The sequence below is a fragment of the Borborobacter arsenicus genome (assembly GCF_003934165.1).
Classification (GTDB): Bacteria; Pseudomonadota; Alphaproteobacteria; order Rhizobiales; family Rhizobiaceae; genus Pseudaminobacter; species Pseudaminobacter arsenicus.
Window position 1 is genome coordinate 1 of the sequence record NZ_RKST01000007.1, and the last position, 19,033, is coordinate 19,033.

General features: G+C 59.6%; 16 protein-coding genes. 14 read left to right on the forward strand and 2 right to left on the reverse strand.

What is annotated here, in order from left to right; genetic code table 11:
- Positions 1 to 199: 199 nt before the first annotated feature.
- Positions 200 to 1,657 (forward strand): phosphonoacetaldehyde dehydrogenase, encoded by a 1,458-nt coding sequence (phnY, locus tag EET67_RS12290; protein ID WP_128626483.1) that lies wholly within the window; start codon positions 200 to 202, stop codon positions 1,655 to 1,657.
- A 68-nt stretch (positions 1,658 to 1,725) separates the two neighbouring features.
- Here phnY and EET67_RS12295 read toward each other — a convergent pair whose 3' ends face one another.
- The gene (locus tag EET67_RS12295) at positions 1,726 to 2,523 is read right to left on the reverse strand and encodes a GntR family transcriptional regulator (RefSeq protein ID WP_210211120.1); all 798 of its coding nucleotides are present in this window, start codon (positions 2,521 to 2,523) and stop codon (positions 1,726 to 1,728) included.
- Between the two features lie 172 nt (positions 2,524 to 2,695).
- On the opposite strand from EET67_RS12295, the gene EET67_RS12300 reads away from it, so the two are divergent.
- The 5 genes from EET67_RS12300 (at position 2,696) to EET67_RS12320 (ending at position 7,525) form a co-directional block, all read left to right on the forward strand.
- A complete protein-coding gene (locus EET67_RS12300; RefSeq protein WP_128626484.1) occupies positions 2,696 to 3,436 on the forward strand; it encodes an aspartate/glutamate racemase family protein in 741 nt (246 codons plus the stop codon).
- Between the two features lie 53 nt (positions 3,437 to 3,489).
- Positions 3,490 to 4,374: an ABC transporter substrate-binding protein gene (locus tag EET67_RS12305; RefSeq protein WP_128626485.1), complete on the forward strand. Its 885-nt coding sequence runs from the start codon at positions 3,490 to 3,492 to the stop codon at positions 4,372 to 4,374.
- Between the two features lie 374 nt (positions 4,375 to 4,748).
- Positions 4,749 to 5,711 carry an ABC transporter substrate-binding protein gene (locus EET67_RS12310; protein ID WP_245450883.1) on the forward strand — a complete coding sequence of 321 codons (963 nt, stop codon included), beginning with the start codon at positions 4,749 to 4,751 and terminating at the stop codon, positions 5,709 to 5,711.
- A 7-nt stretch (positions 5,712 to 5,718) separates the two neighbouring features.
- Complete coding sequence (locus EET67_RS12315) at positions 5,719 to 6,651, forward strand: amino acid ABC transporter permease (protein WP_128626486.1); 933 nt, start codon at positions 5,719 to 5,721, stop codon at positions 6,649 to 6,651.
- 109 nt (positions 6,652 to 6,760) lie between these two features.
- Positions 6,761 to 7,525, forward strand: a complete 765-nt coding sequence (locus EET67_RS12320; protein ID WP_281011068.1) for an amino acid ABC transporter ATP-binding protein — start codon at positions 6,761 to 6,763, stop codon at positions 7,523 to 7,525.
- Positions 7,526 to 7,602: 77 nt separating this feature from the next.
- On the opposite strand, the gene EET67_RS12325 is transcribed toward EET67_RS12320, so the two are convergent.
- Positions 7,603 to 8,502 carry a LysR family transcriptional regulator gene (locus EET67_RS12325; RefSeq protein WP_128626487.1) on the reverse strand — a complete coding sequence of 300 codons (900 nt, stop codon included), beginning with the start codon at positions 8,500 to 8,502 and terminating at the stop codon, positions 7,603 to 7,605.
- A gap of 192 nt (positions 8,503 to 8,694) precedes the next feature.
- On the opposite strand from EET67_RS12325, the gene EET67_RS12330 reads away from it, so the two are divergent.
- The 8 genes from EET67_RS12330 (at position 8,695) to EET67_RS12365 (ending at position 19,028) form a co-directional block, all read left to right on the forward strand.
- Positions 8,695 to 9,417 (forward strand): isochorismatase family protein, encoded by a 723-nt coding sequence (locus EET67_RS12330; RefSeq protein ID WP_128626488.1) that lies wholly within the window; start codon positions 8,695 to 8,697, stop codon positions 9,415 to 9,417.
- A gap of 56 nt (positions 9,418 to 9,473) precedes the next feature.
- Entirely contained in the window at positions 9,474 to 10,544 is a 1,071-nt protein-coding gene (locus EET67_RS12335) for an ABC transporter substrate-binding protein (RefSeq protein WP_128626489.1), read from the forward strand.
- Positions 10,545 to 10,564: 20 nt separating this feature from the next.
- The gene (locus tag EET67_RS12340) at positions 10,565 to 11,464 is read left to right on the forward strand and encodes an ABC transporter permease (RefSeq protein WP_170313228.1); all 900 of its coding nucleotides are present in this window, start codon (positions 10,565 to 10,567) and stop codon (positions 11,462 to 11,464) included.
- A 42-nt stretch (positions 11,465 to 11,506) separates the two neighbouring features.
- Positions 11,507 to 12,313: an ABC transporter permease gene (locus tag EET67_RS12345; protein WP_128626490.1), complete on the forward strand. Its 807-nt coding sequence runs from the start codon at positions 11,507 to 11,509 to the stop codon at positions 12,311 to 12,313.
- A 33-nt stretch (positions 12,314 to 12,346) separates the two neighbouring features.
- Positions 12,347 to 13,411, forward strand: coding sequence for an ABC transporter ATP-binding protein (locus tag EET67_RS12350; RefSeq protein WP_128626491.1), 1,065 nt, complete (start codon positions 12,347 to 12,349; stop codon positions 13,409 to 13,411).
- A gap of 52 nt (positions 13,412 to 13,463) precedes the next feature.
- Entirely contained in the window at positions 13,464 to 15,545 is a 2,082-nt protein-coding gene (locus tag EET67_RS12355) for a hydantoinase/oxoprolinase family protein (RefSeq protein WP_128626492.1), read from the forward strand.
- 18 nt (positions 15,546 to 15,563) lie between these two features.
- Positions 15,564 to 17,363 (forward strand): hydantoinase B/oxoprolinase family protein, encoded by a 1,800-nt coding sequence (locus tag EET67_RS12360; RefSeq protein ID WP_170313229.1) that lies wholly within the window; start codon positions 15,564 to 15,566, stop codon positions 17,361 to 17,363.
- A 165-nt stretch (positions 17,364 to 17,528) separates the two neighbouring features.
- Complete coding sequence (locus tag EET67_RS12365; RefSeq protein ID WP_165899883.1) at positions 17,529 to 19,028, forward strand: NCS1 family transporter; 1,500 nt, start codon at positions 17,529 to 17,531, stop codon at positions 19,026 to 19,028.
- Positions 19,029 to 19,033: the final 5 nt, after the last annotated feature.

Below are 19,033 nucleotides of genomic sequence, written 5' to 3' on the forward strand. Positions count from 1 at the left end.
ATTCATGGCGGGTGTGGCCTCCGGGAAACGGCGCGGATCGGCGTAAGCAACCAAATCCTACGTCATTTCAACGGCTTGCACCACATCCGCCAACCCCCATGAATTTTTCAGGCTAGCTGGACGAGTTCGGCACTTCGGGGCTTCGACGTATTCTATTATGTTGCTACGATGGCGGCGTCTGTGGCCCAAGGAGCGGCATATGAACAAGGTTGAAGCCCCCCTCACCATCCGTCACGAGCCGATGCGCATCGCGGGCCACAGGGTCGATGCCGACGACGTGGTAGAGGTGCGGTATCCATATACGAACGCCGTCATCGGCACCGTGCCGGCTGGCAATGCCGAACATGCCAGACGCGCTTTCGAAATCGCGGGCAGCTACACCTCCAGGCTCACCCGTTACGAGCGGCAACAGATCCTGTTGCGCACTGCCGAGGCGCTGGTCGCACGTAAGGAAGAGATTTCCGACCTCATCACGCTTGAACTGGGCATCTGCAAGGCGGATTCCCTCTATGAGGTCGGTCGCGCCTATGATGTGTTTACGCTGACTGCACAGATGTGCATCCGGGACGACGGTGAGGTCTTCTCCTGCGACCTCACCCCGCACGGCAAGGCGCGGAAAATCTTCACCTTGCGCGAGCCGCTCAAAGCGATCTCGGCCATCACGCCCTTCAATCACCCGCTTAACATGGTGGCGCACAAGGTGGCGCCGGCGATTGCCACCAACAATTGTGTCGTGGTGAAGCCGACGGAACTGACGCCGATGACGGCGCTGGTCCTGGCTGACATTCTCTATGAGGCCGGCCTGCCGCCGCAAATGCTGTCAGTGGTGACCGGGCTGCCGGCCGAGATTGGCGCGGAGATGATCGGCAACGAGAATATCGAACTGATTACCTTCACTGGTGGCGTGCAGGTAGGCAAGCTGATTGCCCGCACCGCCGGCTACAAGCGTCAGGTGCTGGAGCTGGGCGGCAACGATCCGCTCATCGTCCTCAATGATCTCTCCGACGAAGACCTCGCCAAGGCTGCCGATCTCGCCGTCGCCGGCGCCACCAGGAATTCCGGCCAGCGCTGCACGGCGGTCAAGCGCATCCTCTGCCAGGAAAGTGTCGCAGATCGATTTGTCCCACTGGTCCTGGAGCGGGCCAGGAGGATCAAATTTGGCGATCCGATGGACAGTGGGACCGACCTCGGCACGGTAGTGCATGAGCAGGCCGCGGCGCTCTTCGAGAGGCGCGTCTACATGGCTGCCGAGCAGGGTGCGGTGGTGCTCTATGATCCCGGCCGCAAGGGCGCGCTCCTGCCGCCCATCGTGGTCGATCGCGTGTCGCATCATTCAGAATTGGTGATGGAAGAGACGTTCGGGCCGATCGTTCCGATCATCCGCGCGCCCGACGACGACGACGACCTCATCGCACTCTCCAACGCTACCGCCTTCGGCCTGTCGTCGGGTGTATGCACCAACGACTTCCGTCGCATGCAAAAATACATTGCCGGGCTGAAGGTCGGCACCGTCAACATCTGGGAGGTGCCTGGCTACCGCATCGAGATGAGCCCCTTCGGAGGCATCAAAGACAGCGGCAATGGCTATAAGGAAGGTGTCATCGAGGCCATGAAGTCCTTCACGAATATCAAGACTTTTTCTTTGCCTTGGGTGTGAGCGGACTCCTCTTCAACCCAACAGACTGCCTGCTGCCGGATGACGATTCATGCGAGAAGACATCTTGCCTAATCCTTGGCGGCAATCTGGCCGAATATGGAATGGAGGTCCTGAGACATTGTGGGCTCTGGGGTCAGATCAAGTGTGGATTCAATTTTTTCAAGATGATCCAGCATCAACGCCGATGCCTTCTGTGGATCCTTGCTATTAAGTGCGTTGATGATTTCCTCGTGGTCCTCGTATGCGCAGCTGGATCCATGGCGGTGGCCATAGAGGCCAATGATCAAAGACGTTTGTGACACCAGCGTTTCAAGGATGCCAGACAGGGTTTTGCTACCTGCGAGGCGTGCAAGCAAAAGATGGAACTCACCGGAGAGGCGTATCGCCTCCCTGGAGTCGGCCCGCTTGCGGGCATCGGCTTCGGCGCGCACGTGTTTTCGAAGTTCGGCCAGTTCTGAGCGGCCGATCTGTTTTGCCAAGCCTTTCGCTATCGCCAGTTCGATCGCGCGTCTAGCCTCGAAAATATTACGTGCTTCCTGCTCCGAGGGACTGGCAACGATGGCACCGCGATTTGGTCGCAATTCGACGACGTAGCGATGCGATAGCGAAAGCAGGACCCGTCGTATCCGTGTCCTGCTCACGCCGAAAATATTTGCAAGAGCTTCTTCGCCCAACTTCGTGCCAGGGGCGATGCGCTGCTCAAGAATCGCCTTCAGGATCAGGTCGACAACGCTCTGTTCTTCTGTGGGAAGAAGGGCCGTCGATGAGGACTCGATGATCGCATTTTGATCAACGAGATTTTGAGCATGCATTGATTGGAGCCACCAAGCGATCGTTCTGTCGGCCTGATGGTTGGTGCAGGCCACCGCCAGCTCCCTTCACCGTCGCCGAGAGCTGGTCTTATTGCATCGGAACCGCGGGCACGTCAAGGGCATCTCTCCGTGATATTGTACATGATCAAATAAATTTTTGTGCACAATAATTGACATTTTCTACGGAATGTCGGATGCAGTTTTCAGGTCTACATCGAGGGGTCAAATGGACATTGCGGTAATCAATCCGAATTCGAGCGCGGCAATGACCGCTCGTATCGCTCAATCCATTTCGCGCTACAAAGCTCCCGCGACTCATCTTAGGGTCCTGCGGGTTGAAACCGCACCCATCAGCATTCAGGGGCATTTCGACGAGGCTGCTTGTCTTCCGGGGCTTTTGGATGCCGTGACTCAACAAGAGCGGCTTGGGGTCGACGGGATTGTCGTTGCATGTTTTGACGATCCAGGCGTCGGCGCCTGTCGCGAGATCGCAACCGGTCCGGTAATCGGCATATGTGAAGCTGCTGTTGTTTTCGCAAAAACTGTGGCGGCGAATTTCTCGATCGTCACGACGCTTCCGCGCTCAGTTCCCATCGTCGAGGAATTGGTCGTGAAGTATGGTGCGGAACGGCAATGCCGGCAGGTGCGCGCCGCTGACATACCGGTCATTTCCCTGGAGGAAGACCCCGACCGAGCGCGAAAGGCCGTGCGGAGCGAGATAGAAAAGGCGATAGCCCAAGATCGGTGCGAGGCTATCATCCTCGGCTGCGCGGGCATGTCGGATCTGGCGGAAGAGCTTACCCGAACTTGCGGGCGTCCGGTCATAGATGGCTGTGTTGCAGGGCTCAAAATGATCGAAGGGATTGTTGGCGCTGGTATCGTTACCAGCAAAGCGGGCGCCTTCGACTACCCGATAGGTCGAGAGCTTGTCGGTTCCGGGGCCGGAAGAGGTTGCGTGCCTGCCTGAGGCTACTGAAAGCGACGGCAAACGAAGCAAGGCGAGAGGAGGAAGGGGAGAAAATGGATCAGTTCCGAGTTTCGGCGACGGGGCATTCGCTCAACTATCTGCCGGAGTACTTGGCAAATTCAGAAGGCATATTTGCAAAGCACGGTCTCTCTGTTTCCGTTTCTGTTCCGCAGCCTTGGCCAAAAGTACTTGAGGATATAAATAGCGGACAAGCGCATGCAGCCCTGGGTGGAATATGGGTTCCATCTATGTATTTTAGGCGTGTCGAAAACTACATGGCATTCGCCCAGATTTCAGAAAGATGCCCTTTATCAATACTTGGCAGAAAGCCAGGTAACTTCACACTCAACAATCTGGAGGGTGCCACCGTTTTGGTGGCGGGCGGAACTGGGCCGAGCCCGTTCCTGTTTTTGTCTGGATTGATGGCGGAGGCCGGTGTGGACCGAAACCGGGTACGGATCGTTCATGACTTGACGACGCCGATGCTGGTGGAGTTGTTCATGGGCGGAATGGGCGACTATCTGGCGGTCGATCCGCTGACCGCCGGCCGTCTGGTGGAGGATCGTCGCGCCGTCCTTGTTGGCTGCCTCTCGGAGATTGGTGCGGCTGTCCCGTGGAGCGTCTATTACACCCTGCCGGATCGCCTCGCGCGAGAGGCGGAGTTCTTTGTGCGGTTCAGTATGGCCATTGACGAGTCGATGGCACTTCTGCGCTCTGCCCCAATTAATGAGGTGAGTTCTCTCCTCAGTCGCCTTTGGCCCAGCGCGTCTTCTTCAGTCTTGACCACTGTTGCAACGCGATTTCAGGCCAATGGGATGTGGGCGACCGGTTCCCGGATTCAGCCCGGGCCGTTCGACCGGTGGCAGGGCATGATAGCTGACCATGGGTTGGTGGAGCGGCCGCTTGCCATGGCGGAAATTGTCCACGGCGTAGTCTAGCTGGCCGCTCAGCGGCGGAAGTATACCGACCAGGGGAAGTGTCTTGGTGCGCCCGCGTGGGTGTTGGCCATTCGAGGTGTTTCGAGCGTTTCCTTGGCGGGAGTTCAGATCCTGTCGATACCAGGTCGGTGGTTCGATCTGATGGGCATTTCGAGGTTGCCCCGAGACGTGGTCCGTCTGCATCGTCGCAGCTAAAATATTGTGCACAATATCTCTATAAAATGTCCATTTTAATTGATTGTTATGTTGCATATTAGGCGGGTTGCTGTAATCTTTTGAAGCCCGTCTCGTAGGAGGAAGTTCTGACAGGACAATGAAGATGGGTGCGCCGCCGCGGTCTGCGGTGCCACGGTAAACGAGGGAGGAGACGAATAATGACGAAGTCCTTCAGGATGAACTCTGCGTTCAGGCAATGGGCTGGGTCGCTTGCTGTGGTGGCTTGTTGTCTTTCGCCTGTGCCGAATGCATTCGCGCAGTCGGAAAATGTTGTACGAATGAGTGTTGCGGCCGACATCGGCGCTCTTCCGGGTGTCGAACTGGATCAGGCACTGCGTGACAGTCTGCCCGCCAGCGTTCGCGACAGCGGCACGTTGCGAGTTGCTACGGCCGCCTTCACCCCACCGATCTCATTTTATGGCCCAAACAATACCGAGATCGTCGGCATCGCTGCGGATCTGGCGACTGCCTTCGGGGTAATGTTCGGGGTCGACGTTGAAATGATCGACCTTGCAATGGATTCGGCCACCATACCGGCAATCAAGTCCGGACGGTTCGATATGGCGATTGCCGGCACGAACGATACTGTGGAGCGGCAGCAGCAGATCGACTTTCTGGACTACATGTATGATGGCAAGACCATCATGGTCCAGCAAGGCAACCCTTTGAAGATCGGCGAGATGAAGGATCTGTGCGGGAAAACCGTCGCTGTCGGGGTGGGCACCCTGCAGGAAAAAATTGCCATGTCCCTTTCGGGACGTTGCCAAGAGGCTATCAATATTCTCAGCATTCCCAAACAGCCCGACGTCATTGTCGCTGTGCGCTCCGGCAGAGCGGATGCAACGATCAATGGTTACGCCACCAGCGTCTACACGACGGAAAATCAGATCCAGAATGGGCGCGGCCTTGAAGCCATCCAGGAGGTTCGCGAGGCGGTCGGATATGTTGGTATGGTGTTTAGCAAGCAGAACAGCGCAATGCGCGATGCCTCGCAACGTGCTCTGCAGAAGCTGATCGACTCGGGCGGTTATAAAGCCATCATGGAAAAATGGGGTTTGGCGCCTCTGGTTGTTGAGCAGGCGAAGATCAACGACGCAGGAAGCCTCCCGCTAGACTATTGAGGTCAAGATGTCGGTTCTCGAAATCACCACGCAGGCAGGGAGCCGAGATAGTCAAGATCTCCCAACGATCGTACCTCTTCGTCACTGGGGGCGCTATGTCAGCGGAGCCTTGTTGGCCTGCGCCCTCATTTTTCTCGGCATCATCGTAAGTCGCAGTCAGCAGATCGTATGGGCTGCGATCCCGGAATATCTGTTCAATCCGGCCATCTTGAAAGGCATTGTCGTCACCCTGCAGCTTACGTTCGGAGCAATGCTGATCGGTATTGCTCTCGGCACGGTCCTGGCAACGATGCGTATGAGCCATAATCCGGTTTTCGTCGTGATTTCCGGAATATATATATGGCTATTCAGGGGAACGCCCTTATTGGTGCAGATTTTCTTCTGGTTTAATATTGCGTTGTTCATCCCGATGATCGAGGTCGGGCCGTATCTGATCTCTACGAACTCGCTGATTACCGCTTCGGTTGCGGGGTTGCTGGCGCTTTCGCTTCATGAAGCGGCCAATATGGCTGAGATCGTGCGCGGCGGATTGCTCTCGGTGGATAGCGGGCAGGGCGAGGCGTCCCAGGCTTTGGGACTGACCAGGGCACAAGCCATGCGTCGCATAATACTGCCGCAGGCGATCCGCGTCATCATTCCGCCCACGGGTAACCAGGCGATAGGAATGCTGAAAGCCAGTGCCATGGTGTCGGTGATTGGAATGCAGGACCTGCTGACTCAAGCGCAGAATACGTCCGCCCGCAACTTCTTGGTGATCGAATTGCTGTGCGTCGCCGCGATCTGGTACCTGGTGCTGACCACTGTCGCCACCATTGGTCAGTACTATCTGGAATCGTATTTTCAGAAGGGTGTTGCGTCCAGCGGAGCAAAAAGCCTCAGCAGCCGCATAGCGGCAGGCTTGCGTTTGCCCATTGGCCGAGGAAGCGCCGATCGTCTTTGATTGGTCGGGCAGCTTCGATGATTGACGTCGGTTTGCCTGCCAGTTGCTCAATTTTGAACAAGAGCCTGCCCTCAGGCAAATGGACGCTTAGCTCAATAAGGTTAGAGACATGATGCAACCCATTGTTCAGGCCGAGGGCGTGCGTAAGAGCTTCAGGCACGTGGAAGTGTTGCGAGGCGTGGATTTCGAAGTTCAGAATGGTGAAGTTTCATGCATTATCGGCCCTTCCGGCTCGGGCAAGAGCACATTCTTGCGGTGCATAAATCATTTGGAGCGCATCGATGGAGGACGCCTTCGGGTGGACGGCGATTATGTCGGCTACCAAGAGCGGGACGGCAAGCTCTATGAGTTGAACGAAAAGGCTCTCGCCTCGCGCCGCGCGGCAATCGGAATGGTGTTCCAGCGGTTCAATCTCTTTCCGCATCTGACCGCACTCCAGAATATCATCGAGGCGCCGGTTTTGCGGAAGCTCCGCACCAAGCCGGATGCAATCAAGCATGCGTTGGAACTATTGGATCAGGTTGGGCTGCTGAATAAGAAAGACGCTTATCCTGCCCAACTCTCCGGCGGGCAGCAGCAGCGGGTAGCCATCGCACGTGCCTTGGCAATGGAGCCAAAGCTGATGCTTTTCGACGAGCCCACCTCGGCGCTCGATCCCGAATTGGTCGGTGAAGTGTTGTCGGTGATGAAGCGGTTGGCCAAGGAGGGGCGTACGATGGTGGTCGTCACTCACGAGATCGGGTTTGCACAGGAGGTAGCCGATACGCTTGTGTTGATGGACCAGGGGCGGATCGTGGAAAAGGGATCGCCGCGCGAACTGATAAACAATCCTCAACATCCGCGAACCCAGGCATTCGTCCGCAGCGTCCGATAACAGGTTATTGAGGGCGAAGGAGGAGCCACGGCCGTACCGCGCCGGATGGTGGCCAGGCGGAAGAAGCCCATCGGTCGTCAGCCGCGCACCGGCAAGTTCTTGGCAACTTCCACGAAATGGCGAACGGCCTTGGTCCTGTTGGTGCGCTTCCACACAAGGATGGTCGGGATGCGGAAATCATGGTGCATGATTGGCCGCACCTCGACATTTCGCCCCAGAAAGCCGATCAGGCTTTCCGGATAGACGGTCACGCCAAGCCCGGCCGCGACCAGGCCCAGAAGTGCCAGCGTGTTTGACGCCTCAAGCTTGATGTTGAGCGGCACGCCCTCGGCTGAAAACATCTCGTTCAGCCGCCAGCGATAGGCTTCCCATTCGATCATGTCGCCCAAGATCAGGTCTTCTTCGGCAAGGTCGGCAGGGCGTACTTCGTGCAGCCGCGTCAGACGATGGTTCCTGGGCGTCACCGCATAGAGCGGATCGGCCGTCAGCAAAAGGCTGTGAAAGTCATTGTGCTCGAAGGGCCCGATCATATAGCCGACATCGATCTCGTCATGGGCCAGCGCAAGCTTCTGGCCTTGCGTTCTGATGTAGCGCAGGCTGACATCGACATGCGGATAAAGCCGCCGGTAGCGCGACACCGCAAAAGGCATCAATTCGGTGGCGGCAAAGGCCATATAGGCGAGACGCAGGCTGCCCGTCTTGCCTTCCGCGATCGACCTGGCCGTCCTGGCCGAGCGCGCATAGTTTTGCAGCAGCCTTGCATTCTCCTCGTAAAATGAGCGCCCGGCAGGCGTCAGCGATACCTCGCGCGTTGTCCGCTCGAACAGTGCAAACCCCAGTATATGCTCCAGTTTCTGGATGCGTCGGGTCAAAGCCGACTGGTCGATATTCAGCCGCTCGGCACTGCGCCGGAAGTTGAGTTCCTCGGCGACGATAATGAAGGAATGGGTGAGTTCGAGGCCCGCTTGAGCGTCCATGTCCAGTTGTCCAGCCGAGATTTCTCACCTTAGCGATTGATGCATCCCACGCAAGAATAATTGGCGAAAGACCATTTCAACTCGTCCTCGTCGGTCGGCATCTTTTGGTCCGGATAGCCGGGGCGGCATCGCCTGACGGTCATCGGATCGCCAACAGAACGCCGGACTTCACGGCCGAGAAGAGGAATCGTCATGAGCGACGTAGACAACAAGGAACTCGATCGCATGCTCCAGCAGGCGTTCGAAGCATCGACGAAAATCTATCAGGAGCGCGGCTTCCAGCGGCGCGTCGGCTTCGGCAAGCGGCCTGCCCTGGTCAGCGTCGATCTTGCCAACGCCTGGACCCGTCCGGGCAACCCGTTCACCTGTGACCAGGAGGCGATGGACAATGAAATTATCCCGGGCATGCAGCGCCTGCTCAAGGCCTGTCGTGCCAACGGCCATCCGGTCATCCATGTGACCACCGCCTATGAAATCACCGATCGCGACTCATCCTTCACCGATATGGGCCTGTGGCACTGCAAGATCCCGGTCGATGTCGTCGATCTCAAGAACAAGGAGCTGTGGGCAATCGATTCCCGCATTGCTCCGGTCGAAGGCGAATACACCCTGCTGAAGAAGCGGGCGAGCTCCTTCCACGGCACCGGCCTGGCAGGCATCCTGCGCGCCGCAGGCGTCGACACCATTCTGGTCACCGGTGTTACCGCCACGGCCTGCGTGCGCACCACCATCTGCGACGGTCTGGCCGACGGCTTCCGCACCATTGCCGTTCGCGAGTGCATCGGCGACCGCGTGCCGGGGGCCGTTGCCTGGAACCTCTACGATATCGACGCGAAGTTTGCCGACGTCCACAGCGTCGACGAATGCGTCGACTATCTCGACACGGTCAATTCCAGCCGCATCGCGGCCGAATGAAATCGGCGGCGCGCCCTGGAAGGGGCGCGCCATTTTTCGCTGGGGAGGAGAAAAAAATGACAGGACATATTGATGAGATTGCCGCCGCACCTGCCTCGCGTCGCCAGGTGCTGGCGGGCCTGGGAGCCTTCGGTCTGGCCTTGGCGGCGCCGAAAGTGACACGCGCTGCCGGCGGCACGCTAGTCGTGTCCAACTGGGGTGGCGACTGGAACGATCGGACCGTCCGCTTCGTCGAGGAGCCACTTGTCGAAAGCCAGGGCATCAGGATTGTGCGCGACCTTGGCATGGAGCCTGAGCGCAAGGCCAAGATGCTGGCGGAGCGGCGGCTGCGGCGCGGCACGGTGGACGTGCTTCATCTCAACCAGGGCGATGCCTTCGAGATGCACCAGCATGACGTGCTGGCCGATCTCGATACGGCCCAGATTCCCAACATGGCGGATGTGCCCGATACGCTGAAGGGTGCGCCCTATTTCGTGCCGTGGCTCTATAGCGGCGTCGTTATCATTTACAACAAGGACAAGGTCTCAACCCCGCCGCAATCCTATGAAGAGCTGTGGGATGCCAAATGGGCCGGCAAGATCGGCTTCACCAACCAGCTCTATTTCAACTACATGATGATGTCGGGCCTGATCAAAGGCGGCAACATCACCAATGTCGAAGCTGGCCAGGAACGCCTGCTCGAGCTCAAGAAGCTCACCGAGCCGCGCATCTATGCCACGCACCAGCATCTGCAGGCCGCACTCTTGAGCGGCGAAGTGGACATTGCGGTCAACTACAAGGCGCGGGGCCTGCAATGGATCAAGGACGGTGCGCCGCTTGGAATCCAGTATCCGGCCGAGGGCGCAATTGCGGTGCTGTTCGGCACGTGCCTGCCCAAGCGGGCGCCGAGCCCGGAACTCGCCCATGTCTATTTCAACGCCATGCTGGACCGTCAGGCCATGGCGCATCTTGCGGAGGCAAGCTTCTATGCGCCGGCAAACAGCGCTTCGGCACTGTCGCCGGAACTGCGCGAGAAGATCGACTTTTCGCCTGAGGAGCAGAAGGCGCTGAACTTCCCCGACTACGCCTATGTGGCCAGCAACACCGCCACATGGATGGAATGGTGGAACAAGAACGTCGCCGCATGATCGCAAGAGGCCGGACGCCGATGACATCAACAGCCGCGACCCTTTCTGCTCCCCCGCCACCCGTGAACCGGATGCGCGTGTCGCCGGCCTTCGGTCTCGGCACCCCGGCCACCTTGTTCGTCCTGCTCGGTCTGATCGTGCCGTTGGCGCTGATGCTGCGCTACAGCTTCAACAAATACGATCCGGCCGAGCTGATGATCTCGGCGCTGACTCTGGAAAACTATGCCAAGTTCATTGGCGATGCCTTCTATCAGCAGGTGCTGGCGACGACGGTCGGCATCTCGGCGCTCTCGACCGCGCTGTGCCTGATCGCCGGGTTTCCGGTGGCGTACTACCTGGTTCGGATGGCGTCGCCGCGAATGCGCTCACTGCTGTTCATCCTCATAATACTGCCGCTGCTGATGGGCAATGCCGTTCGCACCGCGGCCTGGATGGTGATCCTGGGCGACCAGGGCTTGTTGTCGTCGGCCGTTACCATGCTCGGCCTGTCGCCGGCCAAGCTGATGTACACGCCCACGGCGGTCGTCATCGGGCTGGTATCGGTCCTGCTTCCCTTCATGATCGTTACGCTGCAGAGCGTGCTGGAAGGGATCGAGCGCAACCTTGAGGATGCGGCGGCAAGTCTTGGTGCGGGCCATCTGACGGTCCTTCGCCGCATCGTGCTGCCGCTGTCCCTGCCGGGCATTCTGGCCGGAACCATGCTGTGCTTCATCCTGTCGATGAACGCCTATGCAACGCCGGTGCTGCTTGGCGGACCGCAGTTCCACATGATGGCGCCCGAGGTCTATCAGCAGGTCACCAAGGCGATGAACTGGCCCTTTGGCTCGGCGCTGGCCTTCATTCTGATGGCGGTCACGCTGGTGCTCACAGCGACCTCTAATACGCTTGTCCAGCGACGCTACCGCAAGTGGAGCGAATAGAAGCTCTGGCCTAGTCGACTCATTCGACCACGGGAGAACGAAATGTCGAATGCAGCACCAAACAGTATCTATGCAGGGGTCACCACGCTTGTCGTCGGTTTCATCGTGCTGCCACTTGTCGTGATCGCCTGGTCGAGCTTTTTCGCCAACCCGATCCTGACCTTTCCACCGACGGGGTACACGCTCGACTGGTATCGGCGGGCCTGGGACATGGATGTGTTCCGTGAGGGCTTCATCGTCAGCCTCGAGACGGCGGCGATTGCCACCTGCTTCAGCCTGCTGCTCGGCGTGCCGGCAAGCCTGGCGCTGGTCCGCTATCCGTTCTTCGGTCGCGATGCGATCCAGACACTACTTCTGTCGCCGATGATCGTGCCGGGCATTGTCGGCGGGTCGGCCCTGTTCATCGCCTTCATCGAGATGGAAGCGATCACCGACATGCAGATTGCCGGAACGCTTGGCGGCCTGCTCATCGCTCATTCGCTGATTGCGCTGCCATGGACGGTGCGGCTGGTGACGGCATCGCTTGCCGGCACCAACCGGTCGATCGAGGAGGCAGCCGCCAGCCTGGGTGCTTCGCCTTTCACCGTCTTTCGACGCATCACCTTGCCATCGATCCGCTCGGGCGTGATTGCGGCGGCGCTGTTTTCCTTTGTCATCTCCTTTATCGACCTCGAAAAATCGCTGTTTCTTGTCGGACCGGGGCGCACCACATTGCAGATCGCGCTCGTCAACTACCTGGAATGGAATCTCGACTCCACGGTCGCTGCCGTCGCCACCGTGCAGATCGTCATCATCGGAACGCTGCTGATCATAACAGACCGCTACGCCAAGCTCAGCCGGGTGTTCTGATGGTCGGCCGAATGCAGGAAATGGGAGGACAAAATGTCTGACGTGGTGCTCCAGTCTATCGTGAAGCGATATGGCGCGACCCTGGCCGTCGATAATGTCTCGATGACCATCCGGCCCGGCGAGCTGGTCGCACTGCTCGGCCCCTCCGGCTGCGGCAAGACCACGACCTTGCGGATGGTCGGCGGCTTTGTCGGCGTCAGCGAGGGCCGTATCCGGGTCGGCGGGCGCGACATCACCCACCTGCCGCCGCACAAGCGCAATATGGGCTTCGGCTTCCAGAACTACGCCCTGTTCCCGCATATGAGCGTGGCGGCCAATGTCGCCTTCGGTCTGGAAATGCGTAGGCTGGGCAAGGCCGAAATCCAGCAGAAGGTCAACGCCGCGCTCGACCGTGTTCGCCTTCGCTCCTATGCCGAACGTCTTCCCAAGCAACTCTCGGGCGGCCAGCAGCAGCGGGTCGCATTGGCTCGGGCACTGGTGATCGAGCCCGACGTGCTGCTGCTCGACGAGCCCTTGTCCAATCTTGACGCCAATCTGCGCCAGGAGATGAAGGACGAGATCCGCTCCCTGCAACGCAATCTCGGCATTACCACCATTTTCGTCACGCATGACCAGGACGAGGCGCTCAGCGTTTCCGACCGGATCGTCGTCATGCGCCAGGGCCGCGTCGAGCAGGACGGCACCCCATCCGAAGTCTTCGACACGCCGCGGTCGCGCTTCGTCGCCGAATTCATGGGGGTGAGCAATCTCCTGCCGGGCAGGCTTGAGGGGAGGGACCGGTTCCGCCTGCACAGCGGCGAGGCCGTTTCCGTCGCCGCCAATGACAACCAGGGCGACCAGATGGTCCTGGCGCTGCGGCCGGAGCGCATCGAAATCCGCGAAGCGCCTGCGTCTGGTGGGACGGAGACGCTCGAGGCTCGCATCGAGCAAGCCGTCTATCGCGGCCTGATCATCGACTATCACATCAAGACGAAATCCGGGCTCGCATTGACGGCGCGCCGCCCGGCCCCTGCGGCGGGAGGTTCGCAGGCACTCGACGCAGGCCAGATGGTCTCATTGTCCTGGCAGCCGGGCGCTGCCGTCCTGGTGGCCGAATAGCTGCTGAACCGAAATCGGCGCCGGCGCGCGCCACGAACCGAGGAGGAAGCAAATGGCACGCATTGGCGTGGATGTCGGCGGAACCAACACTGACCTGGTGCTCGAATGCGCCAAGGGCGTGTTCTACCACAAGGTTCCGACCACCCTGAAGAACCAGTCGATCGGTGTCGTGGATGGTGTCAAAAGCATCTGCAGCATCGCAGGCATCCGGACATCCGATGTGGATGTCATCGTGCATGGCACGACGACTGCCACCAATATCACCATCGAGCACAATGGCTCCGAAACCGGCATGCTGACGACGCGGGGCTTTCGCGACATCCTGCATATCGGCCGCCATAAGCGGCCCTATAATTTCTCGCTGCATTTCACCGTTCCGTGGCAGGACCAGCCGCTGGTCAAGCGCCGCAACCGCATCGCCATCTCCGAGCGCATCCTGCCGCCCAAAGGGGAGGTGGAAACTGCTCTTGATGAAGAGGAAGTGCGCGAGGCGATCAGGCTGTTCAAGAAGCGCGGCATCAACTCCATCGTCGTCGGCTTCATGTTCGCTTTCCTCAATGATGCGCATGAGCGGCGCGCCAAGGAGATCATCCTTGAGGAGATGCCGGACGCCTATGTCACGCTCTCCAGTGAAGTCGCCAATGTCATGCGCGAATATGAGCGTTTCTCCACCGCGGCGATGAATTGCTATGTCGGGCCGAAGACGGCCTTCTATCTGCGCGATCTGGAATCCAAGCTTCGTGAAGCCGGCGTGTCGTCCAAACTGCGCATCATGCAGTCGAATGGCGGCGTCTCGACCATCGAATCCTGCGCGGCGCGGCCGATCCGCATCCTGATGTCGGGCCCCGCCGGCGGTGTTATCGGCGGCGCTTCGGAAGGCGTCATGGCCGGTGTGAAGAACGTCATCACCGTCGATATCGGCGGCACCTCGGCCGACATCAGCACCATTCCCGACGGCCGCGTGAAGATCATGAACCCGCGCGACACCTATGTGTCGGGCCATCCGGTGCTGACCCCGATGATCGACCTCGTCACCATCGGTGCCGGCGGCGGCTCGGTCGCCTATATCGATGAGGCGGGCGCCTTCAATGTGGGGCCGCGCTCGGCCGGCTCGGAGCCGGGTCCGGCCTGCTATGGACGCGGCGGTACCGAACCGACCGTGACGGATGCGCAGATCGTGCTCGGCCGCCTCGATCCCGATCTCGTGTTGGGCGGTGACCTCAAGCTTGACCCCGAACTGTCGCGGAAGGCTATTGAAGAGAAGATCGCCCGGCCGCTCGGCATGTCGGTCAAGGACGCGGCACTCGGCATCCTCAAGATCATCAACAACAACATGGCGCTGGCAATCCGGTCGAACTCTGTGGCGCGCGGCATCGATCCGCGCCAGTTCTCGATCCTGCCTTTCGGCGGCGCCGGCCCGCTTCACGGCGTGGCGCTGGCCGAGGCGATTTCGGCCAGGGACGTGATCGTTCCCGTCGCGCCCGGCATCACCGCTGCCGTCGGCCTGTTGAAGACCGACCTGCAATATGAGCACACCGAGGCCGTGATCGTGGAACTCAACGCGTCCGACGACGACGATCTCGCACATATCAACAGTGCGGCTGCAACCTTGCGCGAACGTGTCATCGCCGAACTCGACGATGACGGTATTGCGCGCGACCAGCAGATGATCGAAATCGTTGCCGAGTGCCGCTATCACGGACAGGGCTTCGAGCTTCGCGCCACCATGCCGGACGGGCCGGTGACGCATGCCAACAAGGCCACGATCGTCACAAGCTTCCACGACCAGCATCAGCTCGACTACGGCTACAGCTATCGCGACCAGGAAGTGGAACTCATCACCCTGCGAGCCATCGGGCGCGCGGCGGTGGAGCGCCTGAACATTCCCAAGGTGTCGCCAACGGACGGCTCGGGGATCAATCGTGCGCTGATGTTTGTCAGGGCAACGACCTTCGATGACGGGCGCACCCTCGAAACACCGCGCTACGACCGCACCAAGCTCTATGCCGGCGACAAGGTCAACGGGCCGGCGATCCTCGTCCAGCACGATTCAACGACGCTGGTGCCGCCTGGCTACGTTGCCGAAACGCTCGAATATGGCAACACGCGCGTTCATCGCGCCGGCATCGCCTGACCCGAGGGAGGAACCCAAATGAACAGCATGACAAAGGCCGTGGCGGTCAAGGCAGTTCCCGCCGAAATCGATCCCATCACGCTTCAGGTGATCCGTGGCTCGTTCGAAACCATTGCAGAAGAGATGGCGCATGTTCTCTACCGCATGTCCTTCTCCTCGATCATTCGCGAATCGGAGGATCTCGGTGCCGGCCTGTTCGACGTTGACTTCAATACGTTGTGCGAGTCCGAATCCACGCCAATGCATATCGGCTCGATCCCAGGCTATCTGCGCGGCATACAGCAAACGCTGGAGGATGGTGAGTGGTATGAAGGCGACGTCGTCGTGCATAACCACCCCTATCACGGGTCAAGCCACACGCCGGACCTTGCCATCGTGGTGCCCGTCTTCTTCCAGGGCCGGCTGGTCGGCTTTGCCGGCAACACCGCCCACCATGTCGATATCGGCGCGGCGACGCCGGGCCTCATTATCGATGTGCCGGACGTCTTTGCCGAAGGCATGCTGTTTGCCGGCACCAAGCTTTACCGCAAGGGTGAGCCCAATAATGCGATGTGGAACTTCATCCGCAACAACAGCCGTGCCGCTCAACAACTGGTGAGCGATATCGAGGCCCAGGTCGCATCGGCAAGACTTGGCGCCAGGCGCTTCGTCGAACTGATCGAGAAATTCGGGGAGGAGACCGTTTTCCAGGCCGCCAACCAGCTGATGGACTATGCCGAGCGCATGATGCGCCAGCGCATCGCTGAAATTCCTGACGGTGAATACACCTCCGAGGGCTGGCTCGACGATGACGGCCGCAATCGCGACCAGCGCCTGAGGGTCAAGGTCACCATTCGCGTCAAGGGCGACGAACTCGACGTTGACCTGACCGGTTCCGCCGACCAGACGCCGACGGCCTATAATGTGCCGTTTGAAGGCTCCACCAAGGTCGCTGCTTATGCCGCGTTCCGCAAGCTGTTGCTCGACGCCTATACGTCTGATGTCCGGGTGCCGTCCAATGAGGGCTCGTTCCGGCCAATCAACGTGATTGCGCCGCTGGGTTCGATCTTCAACCCAAAGCCGCCGGCCTCCGCCGAAGCGCGCTTCACCCAGTGCAACCGCATGATTGACCTGATCATCCGGGCGCTGGCGCCAGTAATGCCCGACACCGTCATTGCCGGCAGTTCGGCTTCGATCTCGTTTGCGGCCTATTCCGGCGTGCGGCCGAGCGGCGACTACTGGGTGTTCCTGGAAGTCAATGAAGGCGCCTATGGCGGCCGGCCTCGCTCCGATGGACCCGACAGCATCGACAACCTGATGGCCAATACGCGCAACAATCCTCTCGAGGATCTGGCCATGCATATTCCCATGATCTGCGACCGCTACGAATTGCGCGACGACATGCCTCCCGGTGCCGGCGAGTTCCGCGGCGGCCTTGGCGTGGTCAAGGCGCAGCGGGTGCTTTCGAACGGCTTCATCACCCATGAATCCGAACGCCATAAGGACGCACCCTGGGGCATCTTCGGCGGCACCGACGGGGCAGTCGGCAAGTGCCTGATCTACAACAAGGCGGCGCCGGCGAAGGCACGCGAAATGCACTCGAAGTTTTCCGGGCTTGCCGTCCAGGCCGATGACGTCATGGCCTATTATAGCCCCAATGGCGGCGGCTACGGTTCGCCACTGAACCGTCCCGCCCAGAAAGTGCTGGAGGACGTCCTGGATGGCTTCTACTCGGCCGCGCATGCCCGCGAGGTCTATGGCGTCGCCGTCAATATCGAGGACGAGACCGTCGATATCCAGGAAACCTCGCGGCTAAGGGCCCTCAAGGCCAAAGCATAGGCACGCCGTCTGAAAACCGGAAAGCGGTTTTCGGGGCTTCAACACGGAGAAAGAGCGGGATGACCGTTTAGGAGGAGCCATCCTGCTCCAGGCCCGGGCTTCCGGGCAGGCAACTCAACAATATCGGCAATATGGGAACTTCTACAATCACAAGTGGAGGAGAAGGTGACTATTGCATCTCAAACGCTGTCGACCGAAGCTGAGCGCAGCGCGCTCATCGAGGAGTCGATCCTTCCGACCAACCTTTCGCAACGCCCGATCAGCATGCTCGGCTATGCCTGGATCTGGGTCGGCATTGCCGTCATCATCGCGACTTATTCCCTCGGCGCCACCGGCGTCGAAGGGGGCATCTCACTGGCCCTTGTGATCTTCACGATCTTTCTGGCCAATGTCGGTATCGGCCTTTTCATGCTTTTGACGGCTGATATCGGCACCGAGCATGGGCTGCCCTTCGCCGTTTATCTGCGCGCGCCATTCGGCATCCACGGCACCCATCTTCCGGCAGTCTCGCGCGGCCTGGTCGCCTCGATGTGGTTCGGCATCCAGACCTATCTCGGTGCGCTGGCGCTCAACGGTATAGGCTCGCATTTCCTCGGCTTTGACAATTGGTTCGCCTGGTACGTGGTGTTCGGGGTGATCCAAGTGGTGAACACCGCCTATGGCATTAAGGCCATCGAAAAGCTGGCGGCCCTTGCCGCGCCCTGCATCATCGCGATCTCAGTGTGGATGTACTTCACCCTCGAAGGTATCGCTCAGACCAAGGGCCTCAACATCTGGAATTTCCACGCAACGGGACAGATGTCGCTGCTTGTCCTGTTCATCGCCAATCTCGGCTTCTGGTCGACAATGGCGATCGACATTCCCAACCTTACCCGCTTCGTGAAGACCGAGGCTGGCTCAAAGACATTCCTTAAGCGTAACAAGAGCATTTTCGCCGCCCAGCTTCTCGCCCTGCCGGTCACCCAGGCAATGATTGCGGGCATCGGCGGCGTGTCCTACATCGCCACCGGCAATTGGAACCCGATCGAAGTCATCCAGACCGAAAGCCAGGGCTTTGCGCTGGTCATGCTGTTGGTACTCGTGGTCCTGGCGCAGTGGTCGACCAACACGGCGGCCAACCTGATCCCCTCGGCGCTGACGCTGGTCAATCTGTCGCCACGCTATGTCAACTACAAGACCGGCGTGGCGCTGGCCGGCATCATCGGAACGCTCTGCTTCCCGTGGGAAATCCTCGACAATCTGTTCGTCTTCCTCGGCTATTACGGCGCCTTCCTGTCGGCGATTGGCGGCATCATGACAGCCGACTACTACCTGATCCGGCGGCGCCGGGTGAATGTGCCGGACCTCTATAGCATGACCGGCCAGTTCCGCTATTCGGGCGGCATCAACTGGGCGGGCATGATTGCCTGGCTCGTCGCCGGCGGCATAGCCGCCTACTACTCGGACTATGCCTTCCTTATCGGCTTTCCGCTCGGCCTCGTGCTCTATTATGTGCTGATGAAAACGATGGTCTTGCCGAGCAACCCACAAGAAGAGATCGAAAGCGGCTATTGCGACCGATTTCTTGCCACGTCCGTTGGCAAAAGCTGGGTCTATTCCGGCGATGGCAGCTTCCAGCGTCTGAGTGTGTCCGAACTTTCCAGCGCAGAGCGTGAGGACCTGTAGGCCGC